The sequence below is a fragment of the Hoeflea sp. EC-HK425 genome (assembly GCF_902498795.1).
Taxonomy (GTDB): Bacteria; Pseudomonadota; Alphaproteobacteria; order Rhizobiales; family Rhizobiaceae; genus Hoeflea; species Hoeflea alexandrii.
Genome location: NZ_LR701572.1, coordinates 4,505,882 through 4,520,231 on the forward strand (window position 1 = coordinate 4,505,882; position 14,350 = coordinate 4,520,231).

The 14,350-nt window shown below is 61.1% G+C and carries 14 protein-coding genes; 12 read left to right on the forward strand and 2 right to left on the reverse strand.

What is annotated here, in order from left to right:
• Positions 1–11 precede the first annotated feature (11 nt).
• From SPHINGO391_RS24165 to SPHINGO391_RS24195, 7 genes are all read left to right on the forward strand, one after another.
• Positions 12–560: a TRAP transporter small permease subunit gene (locus SPHINGO391_RS24165; protein WP_152011240.1), complete on the forward strand. Its 549-nt coding sequence runs from the start codon at positions 12–14 to the stop codon at positions 558–560.
• Positions 557–1,840, forward strand: a complete 1,284-nt coding sequence (locus SPHINGO391_RS24170) for a TRAP transporter large permease (protein ID WP_152011241.1) — start codon at positions 557–559, stop codon at positions 1,838–1,840. The genes SPHINGO391_RS24165 and SPHINGO391_RS24170 overlap by 4 nt, the downstream gene beginning before the upstream one ends.
• An 11-nt stretch (positions 1,841–1,851) precedes the next feature.
• On the forward strand, positions 1,852–2,142 hold the full coding sequence (locus tag SPHINGO391_RS24175) for a putative quinol monooxygenase (RefSeq protein ID WP_152011242.1): 291 nt from the start codon (positions 1,852–1,854) through the stop codon (positions 2,140–2,142).
• Positions 2,139–2,933: an N-acyl homoserine lactonase family protein gene (locus SPHINGO391_RS24180; protein WP_152011243.1), complete on the forward strand. Its 795-nt coding sequence runs from the start codon at positions 2,139–2,141 to the stop codon at positions 2,931–2,933. Before SPHINGO391_RS24175 ends, SPHINGO391_RS24180 begins: the two co-directional genes overlap by 4 nt.
• Positions 2,930–4,159: a 3-oxo-tetronate kinase gene (otnK, locus tag SPHINGO391_RS24185; RefSeq protein ID WP_152011244.1), complete on the forward strand. Its 1,230-nt coding sequence runs from the start codon at positions 2,930–2,932 to the stop codon at positions 4,157–4,159. Before SPHINGO391_RS24180 ends, otnK begins: the two co-directional genes overlap by 4 nt.
• Entirely contained in the window at positions 4,156–4,800 is a 645-nt protein-coding gene (gene otnC, locus SPHINGO391_RS24190; RefSeq protein ID WP_152011245.1) for a 3-oxo-tetronate 4-phosphate decarboxylase, read from the forward strand. Before otnK ends, otnC begins: the two co-directional genes overlap by 4 nt.
• A gap of 409 nt (positions 4,801–5,209) precedes the next feature.
• Positions 5,210–5,812: a rhodanese-like domain-containing protein gene (locus tag SPHINGO391_RS24195; RefSeq protein ID WP_152011246.1), complete on the forward strand. Its 603-nt coding sequence runs from the start codon at positions 5,210–5,212 to the stop codon at positions 5,810–5,812.
• A gap of 142 nt (positions 5,813–5,954) precedes the next feature.
• Here SPHINGO391_RS24195 and SPHINGO391_RS24200 read toward each other — a convergent pair whose 3' ends face one another.
• Complete coding sequence (locus tag SPHINGO391_RS24200; RefSeq protein ID WP_152011247.1) at positions 5,955–6,560, reverse strand: DUF938 domain-containing protein; 606 nt, start codon at positions 6,558–6,560, stop codon at positions 5,955–5,957.
• Between the two features lie 218 nt (positions 6,561–6,778).
• Here SPHINGO391_RS24200 and SPHINGO391_RS24205 point away from each other — a divergent pair, with 218 nt between their 5' ends.
• The 4 genes from SPHINGO391_RS24205 to otnI all read left to right on the forward strand — a co-directional run bounded on the left by SPHINGO391_RS24205 (position 6,779) and on the right by otnI (position 11,800).
• The gene (locus SPHINGO391_RS24205; protein ID WP_152011248.1) at positions 6,779–8,629 is read left to right on the forward strand and encodes an EAL domain-containing protein; all 1,851 of its coding nucleotides are present in this window, start codon (positions 6,779–6,781) and stop codon (positions 8,627–8,629) included.
• A gap of 334 nt (positions 8,630–8,963) precedes the next feature.
• Positions 8,964–9,686 (forward strand): GntR family transcriptional regulator, encoded by a 723-nt coding sequence (locus tag SPHINGO391_RS24210; protein WP_152011249.1) that lies wholly within the window; start codon positions 8,964–8,966, stop codon positions 9,684–9,686.
• A 218-nt stretch (positions 9,687–9,904) separates the two neighbouring features.
• Entirely contained in the window at positions 9,905–10,837 is a 933-nt protein-coding gene (locus SPHINGO391_RS24215; protein WP_152011250.1) for a dihydrodipicolinate synthase family protein, read from the forward strand.
• A 186-nt stretch (positions 10,838–11,023) separates the two neighbouring features.
• Positions 11,024–11,800, forward strand: a complete 777-nt coding sequence (otnI, locus tag SPHINGO391_RS24220; RefSeq protein ID WP_152011251.1) for a 2-oxo-tetronate isomerase — start codon at positions 11,024–11,026, stop codon at positions 11,798–11,800.
• On the opposite strand, the gene SPHINGO391_RS24225 is transcribed toward otnI, so the two are convergent.
• Positions 11,797–12,996 (reverse strand): MFS transporter, encoded by a 1,200-nt coding sequence (locus SPHINGO391_RS24225; protein ID WP_152011252.1) that lies wholly within the window; start codon positions 12,994–12,996, stop codon positions 11,797–11,799. The genes otnI and SPHINGO391_RS24225 overlap by 4 nt on opposite strands.
• Positions 12,997–13,220: 224 nt before the next feature.
• On the opposite strand from SPHINGO391_RS24225, the gene SPHINGO391_RS24230 reads away from it, so the two are divergent.
• Positions 13,221–14,243, forward strand: a complete 1,023-nt coding sequence (locus SPHINGO391_RS24230; RefSeq protein ID WP_152011253.1) for a fatty acid desaturase — start codon at positions 13,221–13,223, stop codon at positions 14,241–14,243.
• The last annotated feature ends 107 nt before the right edge of the window (positions 14,244–14,350 follow it).

Consider the following 14,350-nt stretch of genomic DNA (forward strand, 5'->3'; position numbering starts at 1 on the left):
GGGAATTTGGCATGGACTACAGGGCAATCTATCCGCTTCCGCTGCGTCTTCTCTCCAGTCTGATCGACATGACCCTCGTACTTGGCGGGCTGTCGATCGTGACACTTGTTTTCGTCAATGCAACACTCAGAGGCGCTGCAGGGTTCGATCTGGCCTGGTCGCTGGAAGTGACAGCGTTCCTTCTGCTCTGGACGACATTTCTCGGATGCGCGGCAGCGATTGCTCGCGGCGCGCACATGCGCGTGACTGAAATTGTCGAGCTGTTTGTGCCGCAAGGCGCGCATCGTTTTCTCTTGGCCGCGATCAACATCGTGGTGCTGGTGATGATGGCGAGCCTGATTTTCGAAGGCTACTCGATCTCAAGTCACACCTGGGCGCAGCGGACAACGGTGCTGTATTGGCCGGTCGGCTTTCTCTATGCCTCGATGCCGGTTGGCATCGCGCTGTCGCTGATCTTCCATCTGTTCAATATGGTGCATGACTGGCGCTCGCCGCCCGATCGCCAGGATCCGCCGATTGCGCATCATGTCGATGGCGCCGACACGGGAGCCGTGCTGTGATCCTGCTGTTTGTCGTTGCGGTGTTTCTGATCACCGTGTTTCTGGGTATGCCGCTGGTCTGGGCGATCCTGCTAACCGCCGTGCTGCCGATCCTTGTTTTTGATCTGGGCTATCCGCTGCAGGCGCTTTACCTCAATTTCATTGGCGGGGTTGAGCCCAATCATTTCCTTGCCATTCCACTGTTCATCGTTGCCGGCGAACTGATGAGCCGCGGCGGCGTGGGCCTGCGCATTATCGGCTTCGCCCGGGCAGCCTTCGGCTTCATGCCGGGCGGGCTGGGCATGGTCGTGGTCGGCGCCTCGATGATCTTCGGCGGCATTTCCGGATCGGCCATCGCTGACAGTGCGGCCATCGGCTCGGTGATGATCAAGAACATGGCCAGAGAAGGTTACAACAAGGCGTTTGCCGCCGGCCTCGTGGCTGCCGCGGGCACCATCGGAATCATCATTCCGCCCTCGATCCCGATGCTGATCTATGGCTTTGTCGGCAATGTTTCCGTCGCCGATCTGTTTCTCGCCGGCATGGTTCCGGGGATCATGTTCGGCGTGGCTTTCATGGCGGTCTGTTATTATGTCGGCAAGTCCACCGGCTGCGATCCCGGGGGGCGCACCACCACGCGGGCTGAATTGTGGAGCTCCTTTGTTGGTACCGCGCCGGCGCTGTTCATGCCGATCCTCATTCTTGGCGGCATCTTCAGCGGCTGGGTAACGCCCACCGAAGCGGCCGCCCTGGCCGTTGTCTACGGGCTGGTGGTGACGATCTTCATCTACCGCGATTTCCGGATCAGGGGTCTGCCGCAACTGATGATCGATGCGTTCGTGACCAGCGCCACGGTGATGGTGGTGATTGGCGCGACAACGGTTCTGGGCTGGCTGATTACGCTCGAGCAGATGCCGCAGGTGCTGGTCGGTTTTGTCCAGGACCTGTCCTCGAGCCCCTGGGTGTTTCTGATCCTGGTCAATCTGGTGTTGCTGGTTCTCGGTCTGGTGCTCGATCCGGTGCCGGCCATCCTGCTGACCGCGCCGCTGTTCCTGCCAACCGCGCAGGCCTTCGGGATTGATCCTGTGCACCTCGGAGTGATCATGACCTGCAATGTCGCCGTTGGTCTGTTTACGCCGCCCGTGGGTGCCACGCTCTATGTCGCCTCGCGAATATCAGGTGTCGGGGTGCTTTCCATCGCCCGCAGAATGGGCATGCTGTATTTCGCCGCCATCTGTGCGCTGCTGCTGGTCACCTACGTTCCCGCGGTCTCCATGACGATGGTCCATCTTTTCCGCTAAGTGAGGTAATCATGTTTGCTGTTGTCGTGACGTTCAAGATCAAGGCTGGCCAGATGGACCGGTTCATGCCGCTGATGCTGGAGAACGCGCGTGCCTCGGTGGCGGATGAACCCGAGTGCCATCAGTTCGACGTCTGCACCGACGCAGACCAACCCGGCACCGTGTTTCTCTACGAAGTCTATTCCGGTCTCGCCGGTTTTGATGCGCACCGCCAGACGCCGCACTACAAGCGGTTCGACAGTGCGGTCGGGGCGATGATCGAAGACAAGGACGTGCGGACCTTTGCCACGGTGCATCAATGAACTGGGAAGTCTATGCGCTGAAATATGCCGACCGGAACAGCCGGACGCGCAAGGACAGCTTCATCTTCGACGACAACCACGACCAGCCGCATGAGATGGATTATTTCATCTGGGTGCTGAAATCCGGTGATCAGGTCATTCTGGTCGACACCGGTTACGATGAAGCCGAGGCCCGGCGCCGGGATCGACCGATCATCCGCGAACCGGCGGCTGCGCTGGGCGGCATCGGCCTCGGGCCTGAAGACATCACCACCCTGATCGTCACCCATCTGCACTATGATCATGCCGGTGGTCTCAGCCAGTTTCCCAATGCCACCATTCATCTGCAGGCCGCCGAAATGGCCTACGCCACCGGGCCGTGCATGTGCCATGACACGCTGCGGATGCCGTTTTCAGCCGATCATGTCTGCGAGGCGGTCAAGCGGGTCTATTCGGGGCGGGTGGTGTTTCACGATGGCGACGGTGAAGTTGCCGAGGGCGTCACGGTGCATTGCATCGGCGGGCATTCGCGCGGGCTGCAGGCGGTGCGGGTGCGAACCACATCCGGATGGCTCTGCCTGGCATCGGATGCTGCGCATTATTATGAAAACGTGTTTGCCCGTAAACCGTTTCCGATCGTGGTCGATCTGCAGAACATGCTGGAGGGGTTTGACCGGATACAGGCGCTGGCCAGCCATCGCAGCCTGCTCATTCCGGGCCATGACCCGCTGGTGATGAACCTGTTCGAGCGTGCGGGGCCGGACTATGCCGTCAGGCTCGACCGCGGTCCTGCAAGGGAGTTCACGCTGTGAAGATCGGTGTTATCGCCGACGATTTCACCGGGGCGTCGGACATTGCCCTGACGCTCGCCGAAGCCGGGATGAAAACGCTTTTGCTGGCCGGGATACCGGAACAGGAGTGTCCAGACTGCGATGCGGCCGTGATCTCTCTCAAATCCCGCACCGCGCCGGTGGCTGAGGCGGTCGAGCAATCGCTGAAGGCCTGCGACTGGCTGACGGACCAGGGTGCGGGACAAATCGTCTTCAAGGTCTGCTCGACCTTCGATTCCACCGAAGCGGGCAATATCGGCCCGGTGCTTGAAGCCCTGGCCGAGCGTCTGGGCGAAACGTCGGTGATTGTCTGCCCGGCCTTTCCGGAAAATGGGAGGAGTGTCTACCAGGGGCATCTGTTCGTCGGGGACACGCTGCTCAGTGAGAGCGGCATGCAGAACCATCCGCTCACACCGATGACCGATCCGGACCTGAGGCGGGTGCTTGGACGGCAGACCGGCTGGCCAGTGGCGCATTTATCAGTCCGGACAGTGGCCAAGGGAGCCAAGCAAGTGTCCGATGCGCTTACGGCGCTGAGAGCGATGTTCATTGTCGACGCCATTCAGGATGAGGATCTCCATACGATCGGCACCGCTGCAAAGGGGCGCAAACTGCTCTGCGGCGGCTCCGGCATCGCGCTGGGTCTGCCGCTGAATTTCGGTTTCCAACCGGGCTCGCCGTCCTGGGCCGGAGTTGCCGGGAAGGGCGTTGTGCTGTCGGGGTCCTGTTCGCTGGCCACACGGGCGCAAATCAGCACTTACAGAGACCTCGCCCCGTCGCTCGAATTGACCGCCGACGATGTCATGAACGGCACCCACACTGCGCAAAGCGCCGCCGACTGGGTCATGGCCCAGTCGCATGACGCACCGCTGGTCTATTCGTCGGCTGATCCCGAAGCCGTCAAGGCTGCGCAGGAGCGGTATGGCCGCGAGGTTGTGGCAGAGCGGATCGAGCTTCTGTTCCATGACCTCGCCGCGGAACTGGTGGGTCGCGGGATCGCGCGCATTGTCTCCGCCGGGGGCGAAACCTCCGGGGCCGTCGTCAAGGGCATCGGGGCCGGGACACTGGGCGTCGGGGGCCGGCTTGCCGCCGGTGTTCCGGCTCTGCGGGTCGACGACCGGGCGCTGGCGATTGCGCTGAAATCCGGCAATTTCGGTGACAAGGATTTTTTCACAACGGCAATGTCAAGGCTTGCGGGGGATCAATGAGCGAGGAAACCACGGCACGTGACGGGATCGCCCGCTGGGCAAAATCGATGTTCGATCGCGGCCTGACCAACGGCTCTTCCGGCAACATCTCGGTGCGCCTGTCGGATGGCCGGCTGCTGGTGACGCCGACCGGATCAAGCATGGGGTTCATCGATCCGGGGCGCATCAGTCTCATAGATACGTCGGGCCAGTTGGTCAGCGGCGACGCGCCGACCAAGGAAATTCCGCTGCACAGCGCTTTTTACGAAACCCGGCATGGCGCGGGCGCCGTGGTGCATCTGCATTCCTGCCACTCTGTGGTTCTTTCGGTGCTGCCGGAAACCGACCCGGACAATGTGATCCCGCCGATCACCGCCTACAGCGTGATGAAGCTCGGCCGGGTCAAGCTGCTGCCCTATTTCATGCCGGGCGATCCGGCCATGGGTGACGCCGTTAGAGGCCTGCTTGGCAAGCGATCCGCGGTGCTTCTCGCCAATCATGGGCCGGTGGTCTGCGGCAAGGATCTCGACGCGGCCGTCTATGCGATGGAAGAGTTGGAGGAAGCGGCAAAACTAACCCTTTTGTGCCGAGGTCTTTCACCGACATTGCTGACGCAAACACAGGTATCGGATCTCGCCGAAAGGTTCGACGTCAGCTGGTAGGTTTTCTGACCAGCAACCGGGCAAGAATTGCAGACGTTCAGACCTCTGAAATTGGTCTTCCGCGCAGGCATCAGCAATGCCTGGTTTCAGGAAGAGCTACAGTCGTCCCGGATGACCGAACTGGCACTATATCAGCCGTTCAGTGAAGACAGAGGAGCAGGTGCTTGGTGAGCGATGCAATAAAGCGCCTTCCGTGATCCAAGGCGTTTCAACGACCTCGTTCGGCATGGTCTGCGTCAATATCCGCTTCTCTCTGCCGCAGATGTATCCGCGAGTGAACTGACCGGACCACGTGTTTCCGGTCGCCAAGGCTCTCAATCTGTGGGGCACGAGACCCCACAGGGCTCCTGATGGTCTTCACTATCATATAAAGAACCTGCTATGTGTTGTCCTTTCAAGGGAGGATCACATGATCAGATATTTCACCGTTATTGGCTTTGCACTGATGGCGCTTGGCGGGTCGGTGGCAGCCGAGGAGCTAAAGGTCGGGATCACGTCGGAGATGCAGAGCGTCACCGTGGAGACCGAAGAAGGGCCGGTGGAGATACGCCGGATCCAGGATCAGGAGCACGAAATCACCGGTGAGTTTGCCCGCACTTCGCGGGCGTGTCCGCCGTTCTGCATCCAGCCGATCTCGCCGGCGGAAGGGGTGACGACGATCGGAGAGGTCGAACTGATCGACATGCTCAAGGATCCGGAGGCGATCGTCGTCGACAGCCGCACGGTCGACTGGTTCCGCGGCGGGTCGATTCCGGGCGCTATCAATCTGCCCTACACCGAGACGGGTGACCGGTTGAGCCAGCTTGGCTGCGAACCGGATTTCGATGGCTGGGACTGTGAAAATGCCAAACGGGTGGCGCTGTTCTGCAACGGGTTGTGGTGTGGCCAGTCTCCGACCGCGATCCGCGCCATGATAGCTGCAGGCTATCCGGCCGAGCGCATCTTCTACTATCGCGGCGGCATGCAGAGCTGGCGGGTGCTGGGCCTGAGCGTTACCGGCGAGGGCACCTAGAGCGCATCACTCGCCAAGCGTCTCATTTGGCACCGGTTTCAGGCGCGCGCTTGCCTCTATTCTCTGCAAGTGATTGTCGCAAAGCCGCTGCACGCTCTAACGCGACATGAACCGGTACGACACAATCCTTCTGGCGGTGGCTCTATTGCCGCCGGAAGACGACCGAGAGATTGTTTGCGGGCATCTCGATGACCGAGGTCAGGATCAGGCCAGACTGTCCGGCGAGGTTCGCCACGTCTTCCAGCCTGCGAATCCCCCAGGCGGGATCGCGGGCGCGCAGGCTCGTGTCGAAATCGATATTGCTTTGGGCGAAAGGGTGCCCTTCACGCCGGAAGGGGCCGTAGAGAAAGAGCAGGCCGCCTAAAGGCAAACATCTGCCTGCTCCCTTCAGCAACCCTTCAGTTGTCCGCCAGGGGCTGATGTGGATCATGTTGATGGCGATGATCGCATCAGCATGGTCAACCGGCCAGGTGCCGCTCGCAGCATCCAGATCGAGTGGCGGCAGAACATTGGCCAACGCTTCCGCTTCAATCCATTGCGATATGGATGTGCGTGCTTGCACCGAGAGGTCTGAGGGCTGCCAGGTCAGTGCGGGAAACGAGGCTGCAAAAGAGGTGACGTGTTCGCCGGAGCCGCTGGCAATCTCCAGAACAGTTCCGCTTTCAGGCAGGATATTGCGCAACACTTCGGTGATCGGGCCGCGATTGCGCAGGGCGGAAGGGCTGGAAAGCCTCAGGTCTTCTGACATGTGTGTACCTCAACGGGAGTCTATATGCAGCCATTGCCTGCTTGCAAGGAGCGGCGTGTTGCACGGCCGATTTTCTCGCGCCAATGGTGTAAACATCTGTTAACCACCATGCAACCTTCCGCGGGAGATTGGCTCGAAAATGCGCAATCTGGGTTCGTGTAAAGAGAATCCACATTAGCTTTTGCTTTTGTGTCGAGGTGTAAGCAAAGGAACAGCTCATGCAACCCGGACTTAGCTTCGAATTGTCTGCATTGCAGAACGAGATACTGGAGGCCGTTGCCACGGGCACGGACTTCGGCAGTGTTGCTGATGTATTGTGCCGGCGTGCCGAGACTCTTGCGCCGGGTGCGATCTGCACGATCGCAGCGGTCGACAGCGAAGGTCTGATCCATCCGGTTGCCGGGCCAAGCCTGCCCCAATCCTATGGTGAGGCGATTGATGGCATTGCCATCGGGCCGGAGGTCGGATCCTGCGGCACGGCTGCCTATCTCGGTGTTCCGGTCGAAGCCATCGATATCGAGACTGATTGCCGCTGGAACGGCTTCACTGATCTTGTGCTTCCGCTGGGACTGAAGGCCTGCTGGTCCAGCCCTATCAAATCACCCGAGGGCCGAGTGGTTGGCACCTTTGCATTCTACTACAGCGAACCGCGCGGGCCGACCGACATGGAGCGCCAGCTGGTCGACACCTGTGTCCATCTCTGCTCAATCGCCATGGAACGGGCAGAAGTCAGCAGCAAGCTGCAGCACCTGGCCTATCACGATCAGCTCACCGGCCTGTCCAACCGTTACGCTTTTGACCAGGAGCTTACTCAAACCATGAGCGTTCAGCAGCGCCGGTTCGGCCTGCTCCTGCTCGACATGGACAATCTCAAGCAGGTCAATGACAGCATGGGGCATTCCGTGGGGGATGCCCTGATCCGCGAGATTGCGCGCCGGCTTGCCAGTCTGGGCCCCGGCGTCAGCGTCTACCGGCTTGGTGGAGACGAGTTTGCCGTGATTTGTCCCCGCTGTGACGATGCCGACCACCTTGCCATGCTCGCGCAGCGTCTGCTGGACCGGATGGAGCCCGCCTGCGAATGTGATGGCAACACGATCGTGCCGCAAGTCACCATTGGCGGGGTTGTGAGCAAGATGGATGGCATCAGCGCCAACGAGCTGCGTCAGAATGCCGATCTGGCGCTTTATCACGCGAAGAGCACCGCCCGAGGCGGATACATCCACTTTCACCCAGGATTGCGCACCGCAATCCAGTGCCGCACCGAACAGACCGCACTGCTGGGCAAGGCGCTGGATGAGAACCGGGTCTTTGCCCATTTCCAGCCGGTGATCTGTATCCGCCGCGCCAAGATCGTCGGGGTGGAGGCGCTTGCCCGGATCCGCACCGATGAGGGAGAGATCATCAGCGCCGGCGCCTTTTCCATGGGGCTGACCGATTCCAAGAATGCGTTTCGCCTGGCCAGCTGCATGCTGGAACAGATTGCCAGCGCGATGCGTGGCTGGATCGACGAAGGGCTTGGACTGCGCCATGTGGCGCTCAACCTTTCAACGGTTGATTTTCAGCGCGGCGATCTCGAGGAGCGTCTGCAGGCGGCCTTCCGGAGGCACGGTGTCCCACTGTCCTATCTCCAGATCGAAGTGACAGAGAATGTGCTCATGGACCAGAGCGTGGCGAGCCAGGTGGCGCGTCTGAGAGCGCTGGGCCTGCAGGTTGCGCTGGATGACTTCGGCACCGGCTTTGCCTCGCTCAGTCATTTGAAGGATTTTCCGGTCGACTACATCAAGATCGACAAGTCCTTTGTCGACAGCCTGCTCACGGACATGGCCTGTGGAGCCATTGTCGAGGCCCTGATCAGCATGGCGCGGAAGATGCAAGTCGGCATCATCGCCGAAGGGATCGAAACCGCCGAACAGGCGGAGCGGCTGCTCGAGATCGGCTGTCCTCTGGCTCAGGGTTATCATTACTTCCGTCCCGTCGATGGCGAGACGATCGCAACCCTGCTGCGATCAGTCGATGGCGGAAAATCCAGGGCGGTGAATGGTGAGGCGAAGCTGCGCACTACTGCCTGACGGGTTTGCCGGTCTCAGCTTCTCCGTTTTCATACCCGGCTGCCTGGCTGTGCCGGCCAGGGCAACCCTGTCTGCGAATATGGTTTGATGTCGTACAATAGTCTCTGTTGTTTGAGGATTTGGCGCATGAGCCGGTTTCGTGAAGAGAAATGGCGGGGTCCTGTGGTGGATGGGGCGGCTTTGCGGAATAATTGACCCTCCATGCCGTTGTCCGTAGATATGTCGTCCGGCCGCTATCCTGAATTGTCGTGAGTCGTCAAATTCTGTCCGGGCAGCCTGGCGGATGGAAACTGGCCGGGCGGGGAACTGGCAGGGCGGGAAACTGGAGTGAGAGATGAGCCTTGACGAACCGGGTCCGGTGCAGCTTCCCGATGCAAAGCGCAAGCGCGGTCAGGGTGTCGGTGCGGTCTACGAGACGCTCAGGCACGAGATCCTCAACCTGACACTGGAGCCAGGCAGCCCGGTTGACGAGGTCAAGCTCGCCGAGCGGTTCGGTATTTCCCGGACCCCCGTGCGCGAGGCGATGGTCAAGCTCGCCGGTGAAGGGCTGGTAGTGACCCTGCCCAACAGGTTCACCATTGTCGCGCCGATCGATTTTCCCAACCTGTCGCAGTTCTTCGACGCGTTGTCGCTGATGTACCGGGTGACGACGCGGCTGGCAGCGGCAAGCCGGACGCAAGATGACCTGGAAGCGATCCGTGAATTGCAGCGGGGTTATACGCTGGCCGTCGAGGCGCGCGATGTGCCAGCGATGATCGAAGTCAACCGCAATTTCCATGTGCGGATCGCGCAGGCGGGACGCAACCGCTACTACACCGATCTTTTCAGCCGGCTGCTGGACGAAGGCCGCCGGCTGTTGCGGCTCTATTACTCGTCGCACAATGATGCCTTGCCGCGGGTCTACCTGCAGGAGCACGAGGACATGATCGCGGCGATCGACCGGCAGGATATCGAGGCGGCCGACCGGATCGCCCAAGCGCATGCACAGCAGATCGTCCGGCAGATCCAGACCTACATCACCGAGGACCGCCGGCTGAACGCCGACATAAGCCTCTGAACCCGACAGGACATCGCTGATGTGTTCATGCGCCGGTCTTGATCGCAATGCGCCTTGGTGTCCGGCAACATCAATTGTCGACAATGAATATACAATACGATATCATCGGTCGTAACGGCTTGTGGCCAGATCTCAGCCGCATGGGTCGCCGACGTTCCGGGGGGACACCAGACCTCAAGCCTCGGATGCGGGTTCATTGAAATCAAAGGAAACACATGATGGACAACTCGATCTTCACCGGCTGCATGCCGGCCCTGATGACACCCTGCAAGGCTGACCGGACGCCGGATTTCGACGCGCTGGTGCGCAAGGGCAAGGAACTGATCGCCGCCGGCATGTCGGCGGTGGTCTATTGCGGGTCGATGGGCGACTGGCCACTCTTGACCGACGCGCAGCGCATGGAAGGCGTCGAACGGCTTGTCGCCGCGGGCATTCCGACCGTGGTCGGCACCGGCGCGATCAACAGTGCCTTGGCAGTGGCGCATGCGGCGCATGCCGCGAAAGTTGGCGCGAAAGGGCTGATGGTTATCCCGCGGGTGCTGTCGCGCGGCAGTTCGGCGGGGGCCCAGTCGGCGCATTTCCGGGCGATCCTGTCGGCGGCGCCCGAGCTGCCTGCGGTGATCTACAATAGCCCCTATTACGGTTTTGCGACCCGTGCCGAGCTGTTCTTCGCGCTCAGGAAGGACCATCCCAACCTGATCGGCTTCAAGGAGTTTGGCGGTGCGGCGGACCTGCGCTACGCGGCCGAGAACATCACCTCGGCGGATGACAGCGTCACGCTGATGGTCGGCGTCGACACCAATGTCTATCACGGCTTCGTCAATTGCGGCGCCACCGGTGCGATCACCGGCATCGGCAATGCGTTGCCGCGCGAAGTCCTGCACCTGGTCGATCTGTGCAAGAAGGCAGCAACCGGCGACGCCAATGCACGGGTGCAGGCCAAGGAACTGGAGGAGGCGCTGGGCGTGCTGTCCTCGTTTGACGAGGGCGCGGACCTGGTTCTCTATTACAAGCACCTGATGGTGCTCAATGGCGACACCGAATACACCCTGCACTTCAACGAAACCGACGCGCTGACGGATTCGCAGCGGCAATATGCTGAGACCCAGTATCAGCTGTTCAAGAGCTGGTATGCCAACTGGAACGTCTGAAGGGCCCGGCCGGTAGCCGTTTCGGCGCCGTTGACAATTCCTGCCGACATTCAAACCGCCGGATCGCAGCCTGATCCGGCGGTTTTCTCTTGCACACTTGTGTCGAGGGGCGGTTCCGGCGAAACATGTGCTGCCGCGCTGGACACGTAACACGCGGCAAGATCCGTGATTCCGTGAGAGCTGCCGATGCCGCGTTTTGCCGCCAATTTGTCGATGATGTTCACCGAACATGCGTTTCCCGAGCGGTTCCGGGCGGCGGCGGATGCGGGGTTCGATGCGGTGGAGTTCCTGTTTCCCTACGATTATCTGGCCGGGGATATTGCCGAATGGTGCCGCGTGGCGGGCGTTGAACAGGTGCTTTTCAATCTTTGGCCGGGCAGGTGGGAAGCGGGCGAGAGGGGGCTTGCGGCCCTGCCCGGGCGCAAGGCCGAGTTTCGCCAGTCGGTGCGCACGGCGCTCGACTATGCAGCTGTCATCGGAACTCCGCGGCTGCACATGATGGCCGGGATTGCCGATGCGGCAGACCCGGTGCACCAAGCCTGCTACCGGGAGCAGCTTGCCTTTGCCGCCGATGCAGCTGCGAAACAGGGCGTGACGATCATGATCGAACCGATCAACGGGCGCGACATGCCGAGCTATTTCCTTGATGATTTCGAGCGCGCCGCAGAATTGATCGACACTCTCGGCCACCCCGGCGTGAAACTGCAATTCGACATCTATCACCGGCAGATCCTGCGTGGCGACGTGCTGACCGGGCTCAAATCGCTGATGCCGGTGATCGGACATGTTCAGATCGCCTCGGTGCCCGCCCGCAACGAGCCGGGATCCGGTGAACTCGACGATCTCCGGATTCTCAAGGCCCTGGACGAGCTTGGGTACGCGGGATTTGTCGGCTGTGAATACCGGCCAAGGGCCGGTACCGTCGACGGGCTCGGCTGGCTGGCTGCGCTGCGCGGCGGCTAGGCTTTCTGGCGGTCGGCATGCCGCATCAGGCCGGAGAAGACCAGCGGCATGATCACGAACACCGGAAGCGCCAGGTAGATCGCCGCAAAACCGGTGTGCTCGGCGATAAAGCCGATCACCGAGGGCGCAAACAGTATGCCCGAGTAACCCATGAAGGTGACCACGGAGATTGCCAGTCCCTGTGGCAGTCCCGGCAGGTTGCCGGCGGCCGAAAAGGCGATCGGCACGGTGTTGGCAAAGCCCAGTCCGGCAATCGCGAAGCCAAGGATCGCCATCTGGGGCGTTTGCGCCAGGCCGGCCATGGTGAGGCCGATCATGGCCAGAACCGCTGACACCCTGAAGGTCCTGACCGCGCCAAAGCGGTCCCGCACCAGATCGCCGAGAAACCGCATCAGCGCCATGGCAGCGGAGAAGGCGCCAAAGGCGAGGCCCGACAGAGCCGGGTCAGCACCGAGTTCCTGACGCAGGTAGAGCGCACCCCAGTCGAGAATGGCGCCTTCCGGCGTCATCACGATCAGGCAGATGATGCCGGTCAGCCAGACCGTGGCGCCGGCCGCAAACAGGCCTGGCCGGGGAGCCGTTACGAGGGAACCTTCCGTCCCCGGCACTTCTCGGTGCGGGGGATCGGCGAGAGCCCGGGGCCAGGCAATCGCCAATGCCGCGGCTGTCAGCAGGCAGGCTATGACGGCGTGAAGCTGAACCCCGTAGAGTTCGATCAGAACGCCGCCAAGGGCGGCACCGGCGACGCCGCCAAGGCTCCAGAAGCCGTGACAGGAAGACATGATGGCCCGTCCCTGGCGTTTCTCCACCTCCACCGCATTGGCATTCATGGCGACATCCATGCCGCCGATCATACCGCCCATCAGGAACAGTGCGAGCGCAGCGGTCCAGATTGAAGGCGCCAAGGTGACGAGCAGCAGGCAGGGGACCGTCGCCGACGCCACCAGAAGCATCAACCGGCGTGAGCCTTCTCTGGAGATCATGGCGCCGACAGCGGGCATGGCGCAAAGCGAGCCGATACCGAAACACATGATCATCAGGCCGAGTTCGCTTTCGTCGAGTTGCAGACGTGCGGCAAATTCGGGAATCTTGGGAGCCCAGCTGCCGACCACGAAGCCATTGGCCAGGAACATGAGCGAGACGGCCAGACGCTGCGGAGACAGCATCGGTGGCGCAACAAGGCTGGAGGTCGACATTCAGGACTCCGGTTCAATCGATTTAAATTTCCTAGGCCGCTTTGGTCGCCACGTAAATCCGGCCACTGGTAACACTTGCAGTGACGATGTGACACATCGTGAGTTGGTGATTGTCCGAGAAAAAGATGCCGTTTGACGAAGCGGCGTGGTATGGCCCCCGCAACTATGTGCCGGTGCAGTCAATAATATCCGGCAGACGAGGAACAATTTCGGGAGAATTACGGATGGTGACAGGATCAGCGCGGGAGTGGGTGCGGCGTCTGCAACCCTACAGGTTGCCGAGTGACGGGCGGAGCGCATTCGAGACGGTGCTGACCTTCGGACTTCTGGTTTCTGTCTGGGCGCTGATGTGGTTTGCCCTCTCCTACAGCATCCTTCTGACCCTGGCGCTGGCGATCCCGGCAGCCTTTCTCATGGTGCGCCTGTTCATCATCCAGCATGACTGCGGTCACGGCTCGATGTTCACCACCGCGAAATGGAATGACCGGGTCGGACGGGTCCTCGGCGTGATCACGCTGACCCCTTATGACTACTGGCGGCGTTCGCATGCAATCCATCATGCCGGTTCGGGCAATCTCGAGCGGCGCGGCATCGGCGATATCGATACGCTGACCGTTCAGGAATACCTGGCCCTGTCGAATGCCGGGCGCTGGAAATACCGGCTTTACCGGCATCCGCTGGTCATGTTCGGACTGGGACCGGCCTTCATATTCATGCTGCAGCACCGTCTGCCAGTCACCGCGCTGAAGGACGGGATCATGTCCTGGAAGAGCGTGATGGCGACCAACCTTGCGATCGTGGTGATGTGGGTCGCGCTTGGTCTGCTTGTCGGTTTCAAGGCATTCCTGATCATCCACCTGCCAATCATGCTGATCGGCGCCTCGATCGGTGTCTGGATGTTCTATGTGCAGCACCAGTTCGATCCGACCCATTGGGATCATGCGCCGGAGTGGGAACGCGAATATGCCGCCCTGCACGGCAGTTCATTCTATGATCTCCCCAAGCCGCTGATGTGGATGACGGGCAATATCGGCATTCACCATGTACACCACCTGTCGAGCCGGATTCCATTCTATCGTCTGCCGCAGGTTCTCAAGGATTTTCCGGAACTGGCCGAGATCGGCCGGCTGACATTCTGGCAGAGCCTGCGTTGCGTGCCGCTGGCGCTGTGGGACGAGGAGCGGCGGCAGCTGGTGCCGTTCCGCGCGGTGCGTGATCGGGTCGCAGGTATGGCTGTTGCGGCCTGATCGGGACCGGTATTGCGAGGCAGGATCATGCTGGCGGGCCGGGATCTGCGGCCTGCTCGGGCGGTGATCGCGCTTTTGCTTGTGTTGAAGCGAAAACCAGTGTATGA

What these genes read in the sequence shown, in the direction of transcription:
- SPHINGO391_RS24165 (WP_152011240.1), top strand. Translation starts at nt 12, where the DNA reads ATGGACTACAGGGCAATCTATCCGCTTCCGCTGCGTCTTCTCTCCAGT.
- SPHINGO391_RS24175 (WP_152011242.1), top strand. Translation starts at nt 1,852, where the DNA reads ATGTTTGCTGTTGTCGTGACGTTCAAGATCAAGGCTGGCCAGATGGAC.
- SPHINGO391_RS24180 (WP_152011243.1), top strand. Translation starts at nt 2,139, where the DNA reads ATGAACTGGGAAGTCTATGCGCTGAAATATGCCGACCGGAACAGCCGG.
- otnC (WP_152011245.1), top strand. Translation starts at nt 4,156, where the DNA reads ATGAGCGAGGAAACCACGGCACGTGACGGGATCGCCCGCTGGGCAAAA.
- SPHINGO391_RS24195 (WP_152011246.1), top strand. Translation starts at nt 5,210, where the DNA reads ATGATCAGATATTTCACCGTTATTGGCTTTGCACTGATGGCGCTTGGC.
- SPHINGO391_RS24200 (WP_152011247.1), bottom strand. Translation starts at nt 6,560, where the DNA reads ATGTCAGAAGACCTGAGGCTTTCCAGCCCTTCCGCCCTGCGCAATCGC.
- SPHINGO391_RS24205 (WP_152011248.1), top strand. Translation starts at nt 6,779, where the DNA reads ATGCAACCCGGACTTAGCTTCGAATTGTCTGCATTGCAGAACGAGATA.
- SPHINGO391_RS24210 (WP_152011249.1), top strand. Translation starts at nt 8,964, where the DNA reads ATGAGCCTTGACGAACCGGGTCCGGTGCAGCTTCCCGATGCAAAGCGC.
- SPHINGO391_RS24215 (WP_152011250.1), top strand. Translation starts at nt 9,905, where the DNA reads ATGGACAACTCGATCTTCACCGGCTGCATGCCGGCCCTGATGACACCC.
- otnI (WP_152011251.1), top strand. Translation starts at nt 11,024, where the DNA reads ATGCCGCGTTTTGCCGCCAATTTGTCGATGATGTTCACCGAACATGCG.
- SPHINGO391_RS24225 (WP_152011252.1), bottom strand. Translation starts at nt 12,996, where the DNA reads ATGTCGACCTCCAGCCTTGTTGCGCCACCGATGCTGTCTCCGCAGCGT.
- SPHINGO391_RS24230 (WP_152011253.1), top strand. Translation starts at nt 13,221, where the DNA reads ATGGTGACAGGATCAGCGCGGGAGTGGGTGCGGCGTCTGCAACCCTAC.